This is a genomic window from Pantoea sp. CFCC18177, from assembly GCF_059412425.1.
This window is the reverse complement of the sequence record NZ_JBNBPL010000011.1, coordinates 69341-90610: the sequence shown is the minus strand read 5'-3', so window position 1 is coordinate 90610 and position 21270 is coordinate 69341. Positions and strand designations below refer to the sequence as shown.

16 protein-coding genes are annotated in these 21270 nt (G+C 47.4%); 10 read left to right on the top strand and 6 right to left on the bottom strand.

Going from position 1 to position 21270, the window contains the following annotated elements; translation table 11 throughout:
• The first annotated feature begins 402 nt into the window (after positions 1-402).
• From ACPUC8_RS13460 to ACPUC8_RS13435, 6 genes are all read left to right on the top strand, one after another.
• The gene (locus ACPUC8_RS13460; RefSeq protein ID WP_494926499.1) at positions 403-1386 is read left to right on the top strand and encodes a KpsF/GutQ family sugar-phosphate isomerase; all 984 of its coding nucleotides are present in this window, start codon (positions 403-405) and stop codon (positions 1384-1386) included.
• 91 nt (positions 1387-1477) lie between these two features.
• A complete protein-coding gene (locus tag ACPUC8_RS13455) occupies positions 1478-2626 on the top strand; it encodes a capsule biosynthesis protein (protein WP_494926498.1) in 1149 nt (382 codons plus the stop codon).
• Positions 2627-2637: 11 nt separating this feature from the next.
• On the top strand, positions 2638-4314 hold the full coding sequence (locus ACPUC8_RS13450) for a polysaccharide biosynthesis/export family protein (RefSeq protein WP_494926497.1): 1677 nt from the start codon (positions 2638-2640) through the stop codon (positions 4312-4314).
• A 9-nt stretch (positions 4315-4323) separates the two neighbouring features.
• Positions 4324-5064: a 3-deoxy-manno-octulosonate cytidylyltransferase gene (kdsB, locus tag ACPUC8_RS13445; RefSeq protein ID WP_494926496.1), complete on the top strand. Its 741-nt coding sequence runs from the start codon at positions 4324-4326 to the stop codon at positions 5062-5064.
• Positions 5061-7088 carry a capsule polysaccharide biogenesis protein gene (locus ACPUC8_RS13440; RefSeq protein ID WP_494926495.1) on the top strand — a complete coding sequence of 676 codons (2028 nt, stop codon included), beginning with the start codon at positions 5061-5063 and terminating at the stop codon, positions 7086-7088. The genes kdsB and ACPUC8_RS13440 overlap by 4 nt, the downstream gene beginning before the upstream one ends.
• A gap of 45 nt (positions 7089-7133) precedes the next feature.
• Complete coding sequence (locus tag ACPUC8_RS13435) at positions 7134-8384, top strand: capsule polysaccharide biogenesis protein (protein ID WP_494926494.1); 1251 nt, start codon at positions 7134-7136, stop codon at positions 8382-8384.
• A gap of 61 nt (positions 8385-8445) precedes the next feature.
• On the opposite strand, the gene ACPUC8_RS13430 is transcribed toward ACPUC8_RS13435, so the two are convergent.
• The 5 genes from ACPUC8_RS13430 to ACPUC8_RS13410 are packed head-to-tail and all read right to left on the bottom strand — an operon-like array spanning position 8446 to position 13649.
• On the bottom strand, positions 8446-9573 hold the full coding sequence (locus tag ACPUC8_RS13430) for a glycosyltransferase family 61 protein (RefSeq protein ID WP_494926493.1): 1128 nt from the start codon (positions 9571-9573) through the stop codon (positions 8446-8448).
• Between the two features lie 13 nt (positions 9574-9586).
• On the bottom strand, positions 9587-11227 hold the full coding sequence (locus ACPUC8_RS13425) for a capsular polysaccharide export protein, LipB/KpsS family (protein WP_494926492.1): 1641 nt from the start codon (positions 11225-11227) through the stop codon (positions 9587-9589).
• A gap of 1 nt (position 11228) precedes the next feature.
• On the bottom strand, positions 11229-12167 hold the full coding sequence (locus tag ACPUC8_RS13420; protein ID WP_494926491.1) for a glycosyltransferase: 939 nt from the start codon (positions 12165-12167) through the stop codon (positions 11229-11231).
• Positions 12168-12210: 43 nt separating this feature from the next.
• Complete coding sequence (locus ACPUC8_RS13415) at positions 12211-12876, bottom strand: ABC transporter ATP-binding protein (RefSeq protein ID WP_494926490.1); 666 nt, start codon at positions 12874-12876, stop codon at positions 12211-12213.
• Positions 12873-13649, bottom strand: a complete 777-nt coding sequence (locus ACPUC8_RS13410) for an ABC transporter permease (RefSeq protein ID WP_494926489.1) — start codon at positions 13647-13649, stop codon at positions 12873-12875. The genes ACPUC8_RS13415 and ACPUC8_RS13410 overlap by 4 nt, the downstream gene beginning before the upstream one ends.
• A gap of 880 nt (positions 13650-14529) precedes the next feature.
• Between ACPUC8_RS13410 and speB the strand changes: the two genes are divergently transcribed.
• Both speB and ACPUC8_RS13400 read left to right on the top strand, forming a co-directional pair.
• Positions 14530-15450, top strand: a complete 921-nt coding sequence (gene speB / locus ACPUC8_RS13405) for an agmatinase (protein ID WP_034823229.1) — start codon at positions 14530-14532, stop codon at positions 15448-15450.
• A 944-nt stretch (positions 15451-16394) separates the two neighbouring features.
• Positions 16395-16811 (top strand): YidB family protein, encoded by a 417-nt coding sequence (locus ACPUC8_RS13400; RefSeq protein ID WP_494926488.1) that lies wholly within the window; start codon positions 16395-16397, stop codon positions 16809-16811.
• A 45-nt stretch (positions 16812-16856) separates the two neighbouring features.
• On the opposite strand, the gene loiP is transcribed toward ACPUC8_RS13400, so the two are convergent.
• Positions 16857-17612, bottom strand: a complete 756-nt coding sequence (gene loiP, locus ACPUC8_RS13395) for a metalloprotease LoiP (protein ID WP_039331892.1) — start codon at positions 17610-17612, stop codon at positions 16857-16859.
• 273 nt (positions 17613-17885) lie between these two features.
• Between loiP and tkt the strand changes: the two genes are divergently transcribed.
• Positions 17886-19877 carry a transketolase gene (gene tkt / locus ACPUC8_RS13390; RefSeq protein WP_494926487.1) on the top strand — a complete coding sequence of 664 codons (1992 nt, stop codon included), beginning with the start codon at positions 17886-17888 and terminating at the stop codon, positions 19875-19877.
• Positions 19878-20228: 351 nt separating this feature from the next.
• Complete coding sequence (gene epd / locus ACPUC8_RS13385; RefSeq protein ID WP_039331888.1) at positions 20229-21248, top strand: erythrose-4-phosphate dehydrogenase; 1020 nt, start codon at positions 20229-20231, stop codon at positions 21246-21248.
• The last annotated feature ends 22 nt before the right edge of the window (positions 21249-21270 follow it).

The window sequence follows — 21270 nt, the reverse complement described above, 5'->3', positions numbered from 1 at the left end:
CTTAATAGTGGTTTTTTGTTCATTAAAATTATGGGTTAACGTGATCTTTACCTGTGCGACGGTTAAAAATTAATCGGTTGAGTGCTAAGGTTTCTATAGGAATATGCTTAAAATTCTTGTGCCGGTTATTGCTGTGTGTTACATAGAGTGTCGAATTTCTATCCCTTGCTCACTCCAGATTTTTCCGTGAGCGCCGTAGTGCCAAATAATAAAAAGAGCAGACTTCACTACCCCTTTAGCGGACGCTTTTACTCACGCTTTGACTTGTCACGCAGCGTGATAAAACCATCTGGTTACTGATTGCGATAGAAAAGAAACGTTAATACAACCCGTCGTGATGCTTTTAGTGATTTGAAAGCGTGGCGATAGCATTTGCTACAACACCCATGCAAAGGAACTGACATGACCCAGGTGGTAATTCAGGAGCAGCAACGCGGCGTTATTGAGCCCGAGTTAATTGAATCCGTGCGTCAAACGTTAGCGGAACAAGGAGTCGCGCTGCAAAACCTTGCGCAGCAACTGGATAGCCAGCAATACCAGAATGCTCTGCGCCTGATCATGAACTGCAAAGGTCACGTGATCCTATCTGGAATGGGCAAATCGGGCCATGTTGGACGCAAAATGTCTGCCACCCTGGCTTCAACGGGCACACCCAGCTTCTTTATTCATCCTGCTGAAGCCTTCCACGGCGACCTCGGCATGATCACCCCTTATGACCTGCTCATCCTGATCTCTGCCAGTGGCGAAACCGACGAAATCCTCAAGTTAGTGCCCTCGCTTAAGAATTTTGGCAACCGCATTGTGGCGATTACTAATAAAGGTGACTCCACGCTGGCTAAAAATGCGGATGCGGTGCTGGAACTCAACATGACGAGTGAAAGCTGCCCGAACAATCTTGCACCTACCACATCCACGACCTTAACGATGGCGATTGGTGACGCGCTGGCGATTGCCATGATTCACCAACGTAAATTCATGCCTGATGACTTCGCTCGCTATCACCCCGGCGGTTCGCTGGGACGCCGTCTTTTGACGCGCGTAGTGGATGTGATGCAACGCGATGTACCAACAGTGAAAACGGATGCGCCATTCAAAATTGTCATTCAGCGCATCACCAGTGGCTGCCAGGGCATGGTGGTGGTCGAAGATGCGACAGGAAATCTGGCAGGCATCATCACGGATGGCGATTTACGCCGTTTTATGGAGAAAGAGGATGCGTTGGGCGCAGCCACTGCCGAACAAATGATGACGCGCGAACCTCTGACTTTGCCGGAAGAGACCATGATTTTTGAAGCCGAAGAAAAGATGCAAAAGCATCGTGTTTCTTCGCTTTTAGTGACTGATAAAACAAATAAAATTACCGGGCTAGTGCGAATTTTCGACTAACCGAATATCACTGGGTGTGTCGCGCGGTGAGCCGCAAGTCGTACCTCAATATGTGCCTGAGCACCCAAATAAAAAATTTGATGATAGTTCCATGTTGATGAAAGTGAAGTCCGCCGCATCTACGATGCGTACGCGTTTTTCTGCTGTTTCGCTGGCGGAAATCCAGAAACACCTGGCGAAAATTATCATTTTGCTGCCGATGGCGCTGTTGCTGATCTACCTCGTGATCTTCAGCCAGCCGCGCTATATGAGCGAATCTAAAGTGGCGATCAAACGCTCGGACGATCTCACCAGCAGCAGCCTGAACTTTGGCTTGCTGTTAGGCGCGTCCAATCCCAGTTCGGCTGAAGATGCACTCTATTTGAAAGAGTACATCAACTCACCGGACATGCTGCGGGTGCTGGATAAGCAACTCGATTTCCATGAAGCCTTCAGCCACAGCGGGCTGGATTTTCTCAATCATCTGGCGAAAGAAGAGACGGCTGAGCGCTTCCTGCAGTATTACCGCGACCGCATCAGCATCGCGTACGACGACAAAACCGGCCTGCTGGATATCCAGACTCAAGGCTTCAGCCCTGAATTTGCGCTGAAGTTTAACCAGGCGGTATTGAAAGAGTCCGAGCGCTTTATCAACGAACTGTCGCACCGTATTGCTCGCGATCAACTCTCTTTTGCTGAAGCTGAAATGGAAAAAGCGCGCATACGTCTGGATGCGAGCAAAGGCGAATTACTGTCTTATCAGAATAGTAACAACGTGCTGGATCCAGAAGCACAAGCTTTGGCTGCTAGCACTCTGGTTAACACACTGATGGGCCAGAAAATCCAGATGGAAGCAGATTTGCGAAACTTGCTGACCTATCTGCGTGATGATGCTCCGCAAGTGGTGAGCGCGCAAAACGCCATCAAGTCGCTGCAAGCACAGATCGAAGATGAAAAAGGCAAAATCACTGCACCTCAGGGTCATAAACTGAACCGCATGGCAGTGGACTTTGAAGAGATTAAATCGAAAGTAGCGTTTGATACTGAACTTTATAAGCTGACGCTGACTTCTATTGAGAAAACCCGCGTGGAAGCGGCGCGCAAATTAAAAGTGTTGTCTGTGATCAGTTCACCGCAACAGCCGCAGGAATCCACTTTCCCAAATACACCTTATTTGATCGCCTGTTGGTTGCTGGTTTGCTGCTTATTATTCGGCACCCTGAAACTGCTGCTGGCTGTTATTGAAGATCACCGGGATTAATTGAGTTCGTCATGAAATTATTGAAGTCTTTATTACTGATTGCAGCCTGGCAGGCTGCACAAGCTACCGCGGCAGTGGATATTAATGCCGATCCCAATCTGACGGGGGCGGCTCCGTTGCCTTCGTTCCTGACTGGCCAACAAAACCAAGTGCAAAGCAGCGATGGTTTTGATAACACGCCTCGTACTGCTGCGCCTCTCACAATGAGTCGCATGTTTGGTGCCCAGTTATTTAATGGCACCAGCGCCGACAGTGGCGCAACCGTTGGCTTCAACCCTGGCTACGTGCTTAATCCTGGTGACAGCATTCAGGTGCGTTTGTGGGGTGCTTTCACTTTCGATGGCGCGTTACAGGTTGATCCGAAAGGCAATATCTTCCTGCCCAATGTTGGCCCGGTGCAGGTGGCAGGCGTCAGCAATAGTCAGCTAAATGCGCTGATTACCAGCAAAGTTAAACAGGTGTATCAGGCTAACGTCAGTGTGTATGCCTCACTGCTGCAAGCTCAGCCGGTGAAGGTCTACGTGACAGGCTTTGTGCGCAGCCCTGGCTTATATGGCGGTGTGACCTCGGACTCTCTGCTCAACTACCTGATCAAAGCGGGCGGTGTCGATCCGGATCGCGGCAGCTACGTGGATATCGTGGTGAAGCGTGGCAACCGCGTCCGCTCCAGCATCAACCTGTATGACTTCTTGCTCAACGGCAAGCTGGGGCTTTCGCAGTTTGCTGATGGCGACACCATCGTCGTCGGGCCGCGCCAGCACACCTTTAGCGTACAGGGTGACGTGTTCAACAGTTATGACTTCGAGTTCCGTGACAGCAGCATTCCGGTGACTGAAGCCTTGAGTTGGGCACGTGCCAAACCAGGTGCCACCAACATCACCATTATTCGTCAGCAAGGCTTGCAGAAGCGCAGCGAGTATTACCCGATCAGCTCTGCCCCGGGCCGTATGTTGCAGGATGGCGATACGCTGATTGTCAGCACCGATCGCTATGCGGGCACCATCCAGGTTCGCGTTGAAGGGGCACACTCCGGCGAACACGCGATGGTACTGCCTTACGGCTCAAACATGCGTGCAGTGCTGGCGAAGATTCGCACCAACAGCATGTCGGAAATGAGTGCGATCCAACTTTACCGCCCTTCAGTGGCACAGCGTCAGAAAGAGATGCTGGATCTGTCACTGCAGAAACTGGAAGAAGCCTCGCTCTCTGCTCAGTCTTCTACCAAAGAAGAAGCCAGCCTGCGTATGCAGGAAGCGCAGCTGATCAGCCGCTTTGTGGCGAAGGCACGTACCGTGGTGCCGAAGGGTGAAGTGATCCTCAACGAGCAAAACCTCGATTCGATCCTGCTAGAAGATGGCGATGTGATTAATATCCCGCAGAAAACCTCGCTGGTTATGGTGCATGGCGAAGTACTGTTCCCGAATGCGGTCAGCTGGGAAAAAGGCATGAGCCCGAAAGATTACATCGAGAAGTGCGGCGGTCTGACGCAGAAATCGGGTAACTCGAAAATTGTCGTGATTCGTCAGAACGGTGCTGCCGAGAACGGTGAGGATGTCGATACCCTCAATCCAGGCGATGAGCTAATGGTACTGCCGAAGTACGAATCAAAGAACATTGAAGTGACGCGCGGTATTTCCACCATCCTCTACCAGCTGGCGGTGGGTGCGAAAGTGATTCTGTCGATCTAAGGAATGGATATGAACAAAGCAGTGATTGTTATCCCCGCCCGTTTTGGCTCCTCGCGTCTGCCAGGTAAGCCGTTACTGGATATCGTTGGTAAGCCCATGATCCAGCACGTCTATGAACGTGCGCTGCAAGTGGCGGATGTGGCGGAAGTGTGGGTCGCGACCGACGACGAGCGCGTAATGCAGGCAGTCGAAAGCTTCGGCGGGAAAGCAATCATGACGCGCAGCGATCATGAATCGGGCACTGACCGCTTGGTGGAAGTGATGCAGAACGTGGATGCCGATATCTACATTAACCTGCAAGGTGATGAACCGATGATTCGCCCGCAGGATGTGGCGCATCTGGTGCAAGGAATGCGTGATGATGCAGCGCTGCCTGTGGCGACGCTGTGCCATGCGATCTCGGCAGAAGAAGCGCTGGAAGCCAGTACAGTAAAAGTCGTGGTAAACACGCGCCGCGATGCGCTCTACTTCAGCCGTTCACCGATTCCTTATCCGCGTAATGCCGATAAAGCGCGCTACCTGAAACACGTAGGTATTTACGCCTATCGCCGTGATGTGTTGCAGAACTACAGCCAACTGCCGGAAGCCATGCCGGAACAGGCTGAATCACTGGAACAGTTGCGTTTGATGAACGCAGGAATTGCGATTCGCGCTTTTGAAGTGGCCGCCACCGGACCGGGTGTTGATACACCAGCTTGTCTGGAGAAAGTGCGCAAGCTAATGGCACAGGAGCTAATAGAAACCACATGATCGGTATCTTCTCTTCGGGTATCTGGCGCATTCCGCATCTGGAAAATTTTCTGGCACAGCCGTGCCAGAAGATTTCTGCACTGCGCCCGATTCCGCAAGAGATAGATGCTGTTGCGGTGTGGGGCCATCGACCAAGTGCAGCCAAACCGGTTGCGCTGGCTCAGGCCGCGGGTAAACCTGTTATTCGTCTGGAAGATGGGTTTATTCGCTCATTGGATCTCGGTGTTAACGGCGCGCCTCCTCTTTCCATCGTGATTGACGACATTGGTATTTACTACGATGCCAATCAGCCAAGTGCGCTGGAGCAGCTGATTCAGGATAAAGCAGGAAATGCAGCTTTAGCTGAGCAGGCGCGTGAGGCGATGCAAACCATCGTCACTGAAGACCTGTCGAAATATAACCAAGCGCCGTCGTTTATGGCGGGCGAAGCACTGAACCCCGAACTGGTACTGGTGGTTGACCAGACTTTTAATGATATGTCAGTGACATACGGCAATGCGGGTGCTGATGATTTCGCTGCGATGTTAGATGCCGCCATTAAAGAAAACCCTCAAGCGATCATCTGGGTCAAAGTTCACCCTGATGTCTTGCAAGGCAAGAAAGCCGGTTATTTCGCGTCGTTGCAATCTACGCATCGTGTGCATTTGATGGCCGATAATGTCAGCCCTCAATCACTGTTACGCCACGTTTCACGCGTCTATGTGATGACGTCGCAATACGGTTTTGAGGCGCTTATCGCGGGTAAACCCGTAACCTGCTTCGGTCAGCCTTGGTATGCCGGTTGGGGGTTGACTGACGATCGCCATCCGCAATCTACGCAGCTCGCTGAGCGTCGTGGCTCTGCGTCATTAGTTGATTTATTTGCCGCGGCATACCTGCGTTATTGCCGCTATATCGACCCTCAAACTGGCGCGGCTACCGATCTGTTCACCGTGTTGCAATGGATGCAGTTGCAGCGTCGGCACCAGCAGCAGCGAAGCGGTTACTTATGGGCACCAGGTTTAACATTGTGGAAATCCACCATCCTCAAACCGTTCTTGCGTACCACGGCAAACAGAGTGCGCTTTTCTCGCCGCTGTTCTGAAGCAACTGCATGTGTGGTATGGGGTGTCAAGGGCGAACAACGCTGGCGTGACGAAGCGAATCAACGTCTGCTGCCAGTTTGGCGGATGGAAGATGGCTTCTTAAGATCCTCCGGTTTGGGATCTGACCTATTACCGCCGCTTTCGCTGGTGCTGGATAAGCGCGGTATTTATTACGATGCGACACGCCCAAGCGATCTCGAAGTGTTGCTGAATCATAGCCAACTGACGTTGGCGCAGCAGTTGCGGGCTGAAAAACTTCAGCAGCGTCTGGTTGAGAGCAAACTCAGCAAATATAACCTTGGCGCAGATTTCAAACTACCCCGCGCAGCACAGGGTAAGACAGTGATTTTGGTGCCGGGCCAGGTTGAAGATGACGCTTCGATTCTTACTGGCACCGTCTCCATAAATACCAACCTGGGATTGCTGCGTACCGTGCGTGAGCGTAACCCGGACGCATTTCTGATTTATAAGCCACATCCTGATGTGCTGGTGGGAAATCGTAAAGGCCATATCCCGGCTGATCAGGTGCAGCAATTAGCCGATTATCAGGCGTTGGATGCAGACGTTATCCAGTGCATTCAGGTGGCCGATGAGTTGCACACGCTGACTTCGCTATCAGGTTTTGAAGCCTTACTGCACGGCAAGAAAGTCTTTTGTTACGGCCTGCCTTTTTATGCGGGCTGGGGTGTGACCACCGATGAACATCGCTGCAAGCGCCGTGGGCGTTCACTCTCGTTATTAGACCTGATTTATCAGGCTTTGATTGTTTATCCAAGTTACATCCATCCCCTGCGCCTGGAACCGATAGCGGCTGAAGAAGCGGCTGAATATCTGATCCAGACTCCGCGCCGGCAGATGTTTATTACAAAAAAGAAAGCGGGGCGGATCATTCGCCATTACCGCAAGTTGATGATGTTTATTAAGGTCAAATTCGGCTGAGCACAGCCGGTTACGGACAATAATGAATAACCATGAAGGTTGAATATGCACAGTAATGCATTGACCGTTTTGCTGTCTGGGAAAAAATACCTGCTATTACAGGGGCCGATGGGACCGTTCTTCAATGATGTGGCTGTTTGGCTGGAATCATTGGGGCGTGAAGCCGTGAATGTCGTATTCAACGGTGGCGATCGGTTTTACTGTCGCCAGCGTGAATATTTGACGTATCAGGAAACCCCGAAAGAGTTTCCTCGTTGGCTGCGTGACACCTATGCCAATTATGACTTCGATACCATTTTGTGTTTCGGGGATTGCCGTCCATTGCATCAGGCCGCGAGCCGTTGGGCGAAGGCAAAAGGTATTCGTTTCCTGGCATTTGAAGAAGGCTACCTGCGTCCGCACTTCATTACGGTGGAAGAGGGCGGGGTAAACGCACACTCTTCACTGCCACGCGATCCGGAGTTTTATCGTCAGTTGCCGGAAATTCCCGCTCGCGATGTTGAACACCTCAAGCCCTCTGCGGCGAAACGCATTGGCCATGCGACTTGGTACTATCTCGTAGGGTGGCGTCACCGACATGAGTTCTACAAGTACCGTCATCACAAGTCTTTCTCACCGTGGTATGAAGCACAGTGCTGGATCCGTGCTTACTGGCGCAAACAGCTGTATGGCGTAATGCAACGCAAGGTGTTGCCACGTTTGCAGTCTGAACTTGATCAGCGCTATTACCTGGCGATCTTGCAGGTTTATAACGACAGCCAGATTCGTAATCATAGCCGCTATGAAGATGTGCGTGATTATATTAATGACGTGATGTTTTCGTTTGCGCGTAAAGCGCCAAAAGATAGCCATCTGGTGATCAAACATCATCCGATGGACCGTGGACACCGTTTGTATGGGCCGTTGATTAAACGCTTAGGAAAAGAATTTGGTGTGAGCGACCGTGTGATTTATGTGCATGATCTCCCAATGCCTGAATTGCTGACCCATGCCAAAGCGGTGGTCACGATTAACAGTACTGCGGGGATTTCAGCGCTGATTCACAACAAGCCCCTGAAAGTGATGGGCAATGCCCTCTACGACATAAAAGGATTGACGTATCAAGGGCATTTGCACCAGTTCTGGCTGGCTGGCTCTAAGCCAGATATGAAGTTGTTTAAGCAGTTCAGATGGTATTTGTTGGAGAATACTCAGATTAATGCTGTGTATTACATTAAAAGGGAAAAAGAAATTTTCATTAGGAAAACAAATATAATCAAAGCACTTGGTGAGGACTTGATGATTGCTGAGAAATGATTTTTTTATCAAAAAATAAATTAGGGCTTTGTTCCTATGCCCTAATGATTTTTATTGTTTGCTAAGTTGTTGGGTTTGTGATTTCTTCAATTTCATTTTCCAAGAAAGAAGTAAACTTATTCTTATTAACCACTATCTTCCCAATTTCATTTTCCTTTACCCAATAGCATGCGTAATGGCAATTCTTAAGCTGCGCGGTTCTATAGTAGCTAACTCTATTCCATGAAACGGGCATGATTTCAATCAAATGCTCAAGATTATTAGAGAAAGCACTGTTCGCTATTCCCATGCCATGAGAACCAACAATTATCCTTGCCTTTGAGAAGATCTCTATCTGCTCTTCTAGTGAATAATCGCCAGGATCACAAATAAAGTAATTATTTCTTTCTAAATAATCATATAGTACTGACTCATTGTCTAGTCTTCTTAAAGATGCATTTCGTCTAGAGACAAATATTTTTTCAGGTGATAGAGATAATGATCTGCTGACTTTGTTACTTAGAGTTGAGCAAAGCTTTGTATAATAGTGGCTAGGAGTGTGTAGATGACCAAAACTGTGAAAACTAGATATAATGACGCTCTCAAATTCTAACCAAGTATTTCCAACCTGTAGAATTTGGGATCTTTTTAAACCTAATAAAACAAGGATGTTTATATAGGTTTGAGAGGTATGAGGAATGACGAACGTGAAATCTGAGATATCATCATAAATTTCTTTAAGTGCTATGATTGTTGTTAATGATTCTCTATATAAGTGATCTATATTATCAAAGAGATAAAGCCATACGGATTTTCCGGATATTTTTACACGGCTACCTTGCACTTCCTTTAGAATTAAATCATCTTTAAGGTGAATTACATCCTGTTGATGTAGTAATTCTTTTGCTTGATTGTTTATAAAATTCCAAAGATATCTGTCATTGACCAATATTGGCCAATAGCGCTGTAAACCCTCGGGTTTTGGACCGATATGGCAATTTTTCAATTCACTTAATATTACTTCGTGTGTTGAGTATTCTTTTGTGAAAATAGATGATAACTCCTCGAAATTGTAGTCACCATCATCAAATCCAAAACCGGGTGCATGTTGAGATTGAATTTTCCTTTTTGGGGATAAAAGTAGATTATTAATTCCCGAAGTGAACATGTCAGGTGCTTTACGGATATCGATAGGCGTATACGTTTTCAATTATAAGATGCCTCTATTTAATTTTGAAAATTATGCGACCGAGTGTTACTAACGGCTTCTTACGAGAATCATTAAGGAATGCACTTGGATTTTTAAAAAGCTTTCTCGTTTTTTTCATAAATCCATTTCTGGTTTTATTATGATTTATTATTAAAACATTGCTTTTAATTATTTCAACATCTTTAATTTGCACTGGGAGTACATCTGCCTGTTCTGGTTCTCTTTCTGGAGAATTGGAAGTAAGGAGTATGTTTTCTTGTGTATTTTCAATTTTGACGGTACTGACAACCGGCTTTGGTTTGACTAATGGTATGAATGCCACTGGATTAAACTTTTTTTCTAAAGATAGTATTCCTGATTTATGAATTGAAACTAGGTTCTTCTCAAGGTGTTTAATTAGGAATAGTTCGAATGCGTCATACTCTTTAATTGATAAGTAGGAAGATAGCGTCTCATTTTTAAAGTCTGTAATAAAATCTGTTATATCTTCATAATCATAAGTGAAGCCTTTCTGGCCATAAAAAGCATCACCAAATTGAATGGGTTTTAGGCCCATGAATGCTGTTTCAATTGCAGCTTGTGAGCATAGTGTCAAAACATGTTTAGATTGCTTAATCATCTGTTGAAGGTTGTAATCTTCAACCAACGAAATGCGTTCAGCTTGCTCTGACGGAAGTGAATCAACGTAATCAGTTAGCTTATCTAACGTTAATGAAGATTTAAGATTGTTTTTGTGTCTTTCCCACGGATGGGATTTGAAAATTATGTGAACATTAGTTTCAGTAAGCAGTGAGCTTATTAATTCTTTGTAAAATTTTATACTGGAAAGATGTTTCTTTGCAGTGCAAATTATCGAGAAATCATTTGCAACTTGCCCAATTATAGTAATGACCTCTCGATTGTTGGTTGTTATTTCTTCTGATTCGATGGGTTGAGTGACATTTTTATTTTTTGATAGAAGGAATTTATTTATAGCCTTTGTTTTTATTCGGTTTAACTCAAAGTCATCACCTTCAACTTTAATGTTTTTATAAAAGCTGTTGATTTTTAGATTTGAATTGTTAGCTATTGGCTCATACTTCTCTTCAATGTAATATTCATTTCCAGTAAGGAAGTGCTCCAGCACTAAAGGTGTTGTAGGGTGTGTTTTTAGTGTTTCTAATAATGAGCGACAATAAATTTGAGCACCTGAAAATACACAAGCGTAGGTATGTACCTTCAGGGACTTCAGCTTGGTTTTCCAATAGTCAACCCAGTACCAGGCAGAAGATATATTAAGAATTAATGCCCGAGAATCTACGTCCATCATTAATCTAATTATTTCTTTATTAGTCAGGTCTTCATCGAGTTTGTCGCGAAAGGCATCAATAGGTAGAAAATAAGTCAATGCTTCATCGCGAGCAATATCAAATAAATTCAATCCATTGACTTTGAAGTTTAAGAGTTCATCTTCATTTTTTGAGGATAATATGTTGAAATATAATTCAATGTGCTCAAATTGTTCTTCGTAATTTCCATAGCACGCCACCCATTTGTTATTTTCTTTGGCGAACGTATGATGGATTTTATGTCTGGAGATAAAATCAAATAAACTTTTAAAGTTTTTAGGAGTAAAGTGAATGCTATCTGCAAAAAGGAAACTTAAGTTTTTCATTTTAGAATTCAACTCTTACTAGGTTTTTATAATGTTTAGATGTTAGCTGCATGACTTCCTGCCAAGTCAGTGCGTCATTTCTTTTATTCCATGCACCATTCGCTAACATGTTATAACCATGCTTAGTTGTGTGTTTTTCAAGCAACAAGGCATCGAGATTATAATTACCACTGAGGAAAAAACCATTGTTGTTTTCATGAATATAATCTGTAGCCATACCTACTTTCGTAGAAATTATAGGGGTGGCAGATGCGATAGCTTCGGGAATATTAGCCGGACCACCTTCATGTAAGCTCGCCATTAGCAGGAAGTGTAAGTTTTTATAAAGATCCCCAAAACAAAAATAAGGCAGTCGTTCATAACATTTAGTTTCGAACCCCATTTCAGAAGCTTTAAATGCGGATATACTTCTGTCAGCGCCTACAAAAATAAATTTAAACTTCTCCGGATCAAGTCTCTTTAGTAATTCATAAAGATAGGCTTCGCCTTTAACTTTTCTACCATATCTTTTAGATATTACACCAATATTTATCTTTTCATTCTCTATTTTTTTTAATTTTGGCTGAGTAAATATTGTTTTGTTGTAACCATGTGGTATTACAACGGTGTTTTTAATTCCCTTTTCTATTAAGATGTTCTGTTGATTGGTATTTAAACAAAATACAAGTTTGGCTTCAGAATATCTGTCATGAAATTTCTCGTAGTTCAGCCACTCGTCAACGTCATTAATATCGTGATGAACTGTGACAACAGAGTTTTCTCGTAATGCCGCCTCCAAATGTGGGCGGTGGTAATGATAAATATCAGCCCCTTCAATAGGACTTATTGTGACTACTATTTCAATATCATCATCAGTGAAATCGCTGTAATAATTTAGCAGGTCCGTGAAAATTCCACTGTGTACAGCTGATGACATAACATGGTTAACAAGAATGGTCATAATTCCTCAGGTTTTATGATGTCAAGTGCAATAGCATTAGTTATTATGAAAAGCCGTTTTCTTCATATGCTTTGATTCCATCGTTGACATCATCAAAGTAATGTATATTGTTATCCTTACCAAGATATAATGCTGAATCGCAGAATTCTCTTAGTGAGTTTAGACTGTGAGATACCATTATGTAATTTGCTGCATTATTCAGACCCTTGAATAATTCTGCACATTTACTTTTGAATCGAGCATCGCCGACTGCCGTAACTTCATCAACTAAATAATAGTCAAATTTAAATGCCATGCTTAATCCAAATCCCAATCGAGCTCTCATTCCTGAGGAATATGTTTTAATTGGCATGTCGAAATACTTTCCGAGTTCAGAAAAGTTTTCTACAAACTCAACTTTTTCCTTAAGTTCACCTTTAGATGCATACAACCGGGCTACAAATTTGACATTTTCGCGACCACTCAAACTGCCCTGAAAGCCACCTGACAATCCTACTGGCCACGAGATACTTTTATTAGTTTTGATAGATCCGCTATCTGGCCTATCAATGCCGCCAATCACTCTAAGTAGAGTTGATTTTCCCGCACCATTTCGGCCAATGAGCGCAATACTCTTACCCTCAGGAAGAACAACATTAAGATCTTTAAAAACATAATGTCGACCTTTTGTGGTTTTAAATGACTTTGTCAAATTTTCTATTTTAATCATGAGGTAAGCATAGCCTCTTCTTGGTGTCTATACAGTGCTAACCCAATGAATAATGTGACCAAGGTGGTAATCGCCAAGTATATTAAGCTTGTTCCATCGCTAATGTAATTAGGTATAACTGACTGCCTGCTTAGTTCGACTATGTGAGTGATTGGATTCCAAGTTAAATACGGCCAATATTCTTTCGGTATTGAGTGCAATGGATACATTATACATGATGCGAAATACAACGGTTTTAACATTATTGGCAGGAATTTCTCCGTCTCTGGAAAAGTTTTACCTATGACCATAAAAATCATTCCGAGACCAATTGAGAATATGACTAGTAGAGACCAAGTGAAAAATAATTTCACAATATTAACTAATTCAACATTCTCACCGGATAGCCAAATAATAAACATCAATGAAACATAAACCATTACATAAATAAGGGTTTCAAGTAATGCTCTTGCTATTATAGTATCTATCGGTCTTACGGGCCTATAGTTAAATAACCCTTGATTAGCTTCGATCGCACCCAAAGATCTTGTGCTTATGTTGCTGAATATAAAAAATGGAATTATGCCATTTATTAAAAATACAGGGAATGAAATGTCAGGCATAGTACGATGCATAATAAAACCAAATATTGACAGCATTACTATTAAATGTGCAGCAGGTTCCAATATCGCCCAAAAATAACCCAGCCGATATTTACCAAATCGTGTTCGTATTTCACGGAGGAAAAGCGCCTTTACAGCTGCTTGCTGGACTTCAAATCCACTTCTGGCCATTTATGGAACTCGTAATTTTAAGGAGGAATTTTTGAATGCTACCGCCCTTGGCTTAACAGCAACCAATGCGCTGGGGCATTACGGATGTAATAGGGGAGAGGAGGGTGTTTCAGACGAGGGTGCTGAAAGTCTCAGCCAGTTACACGTAGAAGCAGGTTACTTGGTCCGGCTCATACGAGAGAGAAGTGATGCCAGTGTGCGCATTCAGATGGTTTCTGTTTGAAATTATTTGTCTGAATGAACAGCGATTCCCTGCAAGTCTGTAAGAATTTTCCCTAAATTTTCGCGATAACGTTACAGAGCATGTCCAGATATTCCTAAACGTTTTGATCTATCAATAATCTGTTAATGATATGTAAGGGCTATTAAAGTAAGCAGTAACAGGTTCTGAGACCAACTCAATGTAATTGAAGGTTTTTTTGAATCTGAAATGTGAACACTGTTTGCTGATATTGTTTAAGTGAACAACTTAGCTAATGTCCAATTGAAGATGATGATAAAAAGCGAATTACCCAGGCACTTGGGAAGCTAAGTTGATTACTTAAAGAGAGAAGCGACAAAGCAGTGAGTGATGAAATTTATCAAGTGATGATTAGCCGTTCAGTCATTAACGCTTCGATTGCAGAACCCTAAAATCTCCGCAATAATCACTTTTAACAAATCCCTTCCTCGTCGGGCCTAACGACGCGGAGGGGGTTTTTTTTTTGAGTTTTACCTGGCTGCATTCATGTTCCAGATGCGTTGACTGCTCTCGTTAAGCTCGATCACTGTCTACAGTAAGCACATCGGGTTTCATCTGTTTGCCGCTTTTTTGCAGCATGAATGATTTAAGGTAAAACCTGACTGACTAACCGACTCACGGATCTAAAGAGGACAAGTTATGTATAACACCCTGGGCAATCAGTACGATAACTCCCTGGTTTCCAATGCCTTCGGTTTCATGCGCTTCCCGGTGAACTTCCAGCCTTACGACAGCGATGCTGAATGGGTGATTACCGGTGTACCTTTCGATGCGGCGACTTCAGGCCGTCCGGGCAGCCGTTTAGGGCCGGGCGCGATTCGTCAGATCTCCACTAACCTTGCGTGGGAAGGCTGCCGCTGGCCGTGGGATTTCGATCTGCGTCAACGTTTGAACGTAGTGGACTGCGGTGATCTGGTTTATGCGTTCGGTGATTCTCAGGATCTCTCAGACAAACTGCAGGCGCACGCTGAAAAGCTGCTGGCTAACGGTAAACGTATGCTGACCTTCGGCGGTGACCACTACGTCACGCTGCCGCTGCTGCGTGCGCACGCCAAGCATTTTGGTAAGATGGCGCTGGTGCACTTCGATGCGCATACCGATACCTACTCCAACGGCCCAACGTTTGACCACGGCACCATGTTCTTCACTGCGCCGAAGGAAGGATTGATCGATCCTAACCACTCCGTGCAGATCGGTATTCGTACCGAGTTTGATAAGAGCCTCGGCTTTAACGTGCTGGATGCGGCGCAGGTTAACGATCGCAGCGTTGACGATATTCTGGCTGAAGTGAAGCGCACCGTGGGTGATTTGCCGGTGTATCTGACCTTTGATATCGACTGCCTCGATCCGGCTCATGCGCCGGGTACTGGTACGCCAGTAATTGGCGGCCTGACCAGCGATAAAGCCACTAAGCTGATTCGTGGTTTGCAGGGGATGAATATTGTCGGGATGGATCTGGTGGAAGTGGCGCCAGGTTACGATCACGCAGACCTCACTTCTCTGGCTGCGGCTACGCTGGCGCTGGATATGCTGCATGTGCAGGCGGCGAATAAAGGTTAAGTGGGGCAGTGAATTAAGCGGCTTAAGAGCTGCCCTGGGGCGCGCCAAGGTGCGCGCCTACAGGAACAAAATCAGCATCAGGATTTGGCTGGCCTTTGATCAGTAATCGTTGTCTACATCATTAATGGTTGAACGTAAAAAATGGCGTCCGGCACTCGCCATAATCGCTACAGCGGTCACAATCTGTATTGTCAGCATTCAACGCTCCTGGGCTCTCTAAGAGCCAACCACGCAAGATAAAATCTTTTCTGCCCTAACTGACTTTGCCACACTCACTTTCTGCTGTTTCACGCCATCGTCACGTTTCTGCTTTTTTCTTTCCCAACGAATCTTCAACTACTTAAGGTTATCGACAACGTCTGGTCGGGGTTTATGGATGTTTAATGAATATGTGATGTGTGTTGGGTTGCTGCGGGTCAAGCTGCTGACTTGCGCGATAAATCGCGCCGCTACGTTTCACTGCGAAGAAGATTAAAGAAAGGGAAGGATGAGAGGAAAACTGATGGGGCGTTCCTTTGCCCTCGACGTCCCCGGTTCCTTAATAATCGTCATTTATGTCCTGCGAAGCGGAGCGTATCACCAGATACACGCCCAGCAGCACAATTGCGATGACGACGGCGATAATGATCAGAATGGTCAGCATAGTATGTGATGCTCCTGTGACTCTCTCTGATGTCGCCTGCTAGCTAGAAAAAGGTCATTGTAGACCATGCTAAATATGACATGGCCCGGACTGCTTTGTTCCAACCATTATCACGTTCTGTACATCAACACTTCGACAATTGAATAGTGTCAAATCGTTATCGGCGGTGTATGGCTATACTTTGGGGCGGTAAGTGAAAATCGCATGCGCTCCGGTTCTGCATGGGCGCGCCAAGGCATGCCCCTACGTTACAGTCAGCTATTTCGCAGGGGAAACAGTTACATAATCTTCGGAGGTCACCATGGGCTTTCTGGATGAATTAGTCGGTTCGCTGGGGAACAGCAACGGTAACGGGCAGGGCAATCAGTTGGGTCAACTGGCGGCTATCTGGACGTGGGTGCAGGAGCAGGGCGGGGTTGAAGTGCTGCTGCAGAAGTTTCAACAGGGCGGGCTGGGTGAAGTGCTGAGTTCTTGGATTGGCACAGGCGGCAATCAGCCGATTGGTGGCGGTGAGATTCAAAATGCCTTTGGCCAGAATGAGTTGCAGTCGCTAGCCGATAAGTTGGGCACCGATGTGAATGGCGCGTCGGGTAAGCTGGCGGCGCTGTTGCCTCAGCTGATAGACAAGATGTCGCCGCAAGGTCAGTTGGATGAGCAGAGCGTGAATAACGGCCAGATGGATTTGGGTTCGATGGTGGATGGGTTGTTTAAGCGGTAAGGGATCGGGGCGACCTGAAAAGCCGCCCCTGCAACATCTAAACCGCTATTTCCCGTCGGCCGCAATGCGATCGCGGATGTGCTGCGCGCGTGCGGCGGAATCAGGGTGTGAATCAAACATCGAGCTGGTTTGGCCCTGCTGCATTTTCGCCAGCTTCTCGAAACTGGTGGCTAAGCCCAACGGATTGATGCCGCGTTTCTTCATCAGATCGTAAGAGTAGTCATCGGCCTGCGATTCCTGTGTCTGCGAGAATTGCGCGTTAACCAATTTCTCACTCAGGTCTCCAAGCTGTGACTGCGAAAGCTGGCCAATCACACCACCCACCGATGCCGCGGCGGTGCGCGCTGCCGTGGTGGCGTAGGCGACCTGCATCGCCTTGCGTGTATGGCCTAGCGCCACGTGGCCCATTTCATGGCCGAGCACGCCTTCCACTTCATTATCCGTCATCATATCCATCAAGCCGCTGTAGACGCGGATACAGCCGTTCGCCATCGCCCACGCGTTCACATCTTTGGTCAGATAGACTTTGTAGTTGGCCGGAACACCATTGATGTTATCGCCCAGCGCGGCGGCGATTTTGTTCAGGCGCTGCTGGTATTCGCTGTTAGCGGGGGCAACCTGATTGTCTTTGTCCATCTGGGCACAGGACTGGTCGCTCAACTGCTTCACCTGTGAATCATTCAGGGTGTAAGCCTGATAAGCCTGCGCGCCCGATTGCAGCAGCGCGTTGTTGTCCATCCCTTCGCAGCCGCTCAGCAGCGAAGCGATTCCCACAGCAAGTATGGTGGCGCGGATTTTCATTTAGAGGTCCTTTGCGTAACAAGGTAGAGAAAACAAACACCTGAAATTGAGATCGGTGTTCAAACGCTTTGGTTATAGCCTGCATCTTGTTCACTGGCTAGCAGACAAGCCCCGAATTGCAACCGTTTACCCGCTATTTAGCACGTCGACGCATGTACTTTTGCCCCGATTTTCATGTACATTGATGTGCGACTTTTTTCTCGCTTCGCCTGATAACTGATTAATTACAATAAGTTAAGTGCGGCGGAGCATTAATCCGACCTGGAGTAGAAGATGCCCTCTCGTAAAGAGCTTGCCAACGCCATTCGCGCGTTAAGTATGGATGCAGTACAGAAAGCCAAATCGGGACATCCGGGTGCCCCTATGGGCATGGCGGACATCGCTGAAGTGCTGTGGCGTGATTTCCTGAACCACAATCCGACTAACCCGCTGTGGGCAGATCGTGACCGCTTCGTGCTGTCTAACGGTCACGGCTCCATGCTGATCTATAGCCTGCTGCACCTCACCGGTTACGACCTGCCGATGAGCGAGCTGCAGAACTTCCGTCAGCTGCACTCTAAAACTCCAGGCCACCCGGAATACGGCTACACCGCCGGCGTTGAAACCACTACCGGTCCACTGGGCCAGGGTATCGCTAACGCTGTGGGCTTCGCGATTGCAGAGCGCACGCTGGCGGCACAGTTCAACCGTCCTGGCCATGACATCGTCGATCACAACACCTATGTGTTCATGGGCGACGGCTGCATGATGGAAGGCATCTCACACGAAGCGTGCTCCATCGCCGGTACCCTGAAGCTGGGCAAACTGGTTGCTTTCTATGATGACAACGGCATCTCTATCGACGGTCACGTTGATGGCTGGTTCACCGACGACACCGCGATGCGTTTCGAATCCTACGGCTGGCACGTGGTGCGTGGCGTAGACGGTCACGATGCTGAAGCGATTAAGAAAGCGGTAGAAGAAGCGAAAGCGGTTACCGACAAACCTTCACTGCTGATGTGCAAAACCATCATCGGTTTCGGTTCACCAAACAAAGCAGGCACCCACGATTCACACGGCGCACCGCTGGGTGATGACGAAATCGCACTGACCCGTAAGCAACTGGGTTGGAACCACGCGCCGTTTGAAATTCCTTCAGACATCTACGCGCAGTGGGATGCTAAAGAAGCTGGCCAGGCAAAAGAATCTGCATGGGATAAGAAGTTTGCCGCGTATGCTGCTGCACATCCTGAACTGGCTGCTGAGTTCACCCGTCGTACTAACAACGAGTTGCCAGCAAACTGGGAAACTGAGTCGCAGAAGTTCATCGAACAGCTGCAGGCTAACCCCGCTAAAATCGCCAGCCGTAAAGCCTCTCAGAATGCTATCGAAGCCTTCGGTAAGATCCTGCCAGAGTACCTGGGTGGATCCGCTGACCTGGCACCCAGCAACCTGACCATGTGGTCTGGCTCTAAGCCGATCAATGAAGATGCTGCCGGTAACTACATCCATTATGGCGTGCGCGAATTCGGTATGACCGCTATCGCCAACGGCCTGGCGCTGCACGGTGGTTTCCTGCCGTACACCGCAACCTTCCTGATGTTTGTTGAATACGCGCGTAACGCCGCTCGTATGGCTGCATTGATGAAGATCCGTCAGATCATGGTCTACACCCACGACTCAATCGGTCTGGGCGAAGATGGTCCAACCCACCAGCCGGTTGAGCAGATGGCCAGCCTGCGTGTGACGCCAAACATGAGCCTGTGGCGTCCATGTGACCAGGTTGAATCTGCTGTGGCGTGGAAATACGCGATTGAGCGTGTAGACGGCCCATCAGTCCTGGTGTTCTCACGTCAGAACCTGGCGCAGCAGGATCGTACTGCTGAGCAGCTGGCTAACGTGGCACGCGGTGGTTATGTGTTGAAAGACAGCGAAGGTACGCCAGAGCTGATCCTGATCGCCACCGGTTCAGAAGTGGAACTGGCTGTCGCCGCTTACGAGCAACTGACCGGCGAAGGCCGTAAAGTGCGCGTGGTGTCTATGCCGTCTACCGATGCCTTCGACAAGCAAGACGCGGCTTACCGTGAGTCTGTGCTGCCGAAAGCGGTTGCTGCACGTGTGGCCATTGAAGCCGGTATCGCCGATTACTGGTTCAAATACACCGGCCTGAACGGCGCTATCGTGGGTATGACCACCTTCGGTGAGTCTGCACCGGCAGAGTTGCTGTTCAAAGAGTTCGGCTTCACCGTAGAAAACGTAGTGAAGACCGCGAAATCGATTCTGTAATCCGTGGTCGCCATAAATGGCGACCCTACAGATTCCGATAGCCGTAAGGTGCGCATTTATGCGCACCTTTGTTTTATCCGACTTTCCATCTCCCACCTGAAACGCTTCAATTATTCCTGCAGTAATAATTTTTTATCGCGAAATTTGTGACGTAGATCCAATAATCAGCAGCGCAATTGATCGCAATCATTCCTGTTATTCCTTGCATGCTTTATTCTGGCTGAACCGTTTCAGTCGTAATGCAGTGGCATCATTTTGCAACGTTAAGCGGGCAATAATTCCCTGTACAAAACGCAGCGAAACGCTCAAGGTATTTGGCACGTTTTTTTGGGTGTTGTTGCAGGAAGTGAGATGACCATTCGCATCGCAATTAATGGTTTTGGCCGTATCGGACGCAATGTGCTGCGTGCGTTGTATGAAACCGGTCGCCGCGCGGAGATTACCGTGGTGGCCATCAACGAACTGGCGGAAGCCACCGGCATGGCGCATTTGCTGAAGTACGATACCAGCCATGGCCGTTTTGCCTTTGATGTGCGCCAGGAGCGCGATCAACTGTTCGTCGGCGATGACACCATCCGCATTCTGCATCTGGCCGAGATTGATGCGCTGCCGTGGCAGGAATTGAACGTCGATATCGTGCTGGATTGCACCGGCGTCTACGGCAGCCGCGCAGACGGTGAAGCCCATCTGCAAGCGGGCGCGAAGAAAGTGTTGTTCTCGCATCCGGGCGGTAACGATCTGGATGCCACCGTGGTGTTCGGCGTGAACGAACAGGCTCTTAAACAAACTGACCGCATTGTCTCCAACGCATCCTGTACCACCAACTGCATTATTCCGGTGATCAAGTTGCTGGATGACGCCTTCGGCATTGAGTCGGGCACTGTGACCACGATTCACTCGGCGATGCACGACCAACAGGTGATTGACGCCTATCACAGCGATCTGCGTCGTACGCGTGCGGCCAGCCAATCGATCATCCCGGTGGATACGCGTCTTGCTGCTGGCATCACCCGTATTTTTCCGAAATTTAACGATCGTTTTGAAGCCATCGCTGTCCGTGTGCCCACCATCAACGTGACAGCCATTGATTTGAGCGTTTCAGTACGCGAAGCGGTGAAGGCCTGTGAGGTCAATGCGTTGCTGCAAAACGCGTCAGAAGGGGCGTTTCGTGGTATAGTTGACTATACGGAATTACCGTTAGTCTCAGTAGATTTTAACCATGATCCGCACAGTGCCATTGTGGACGGCACACAAACGCGGGTCAGTGGTCACCACCTGATCAAGACCTTGGTCTGGTGTGACAACGAATGGGGCTTTGCTAACCGCATGATCGACACCACGTTAGCAATGGCCGCAAGCGGTTTCAGGTAAGACGCGGACTGCGTCTGGCAAA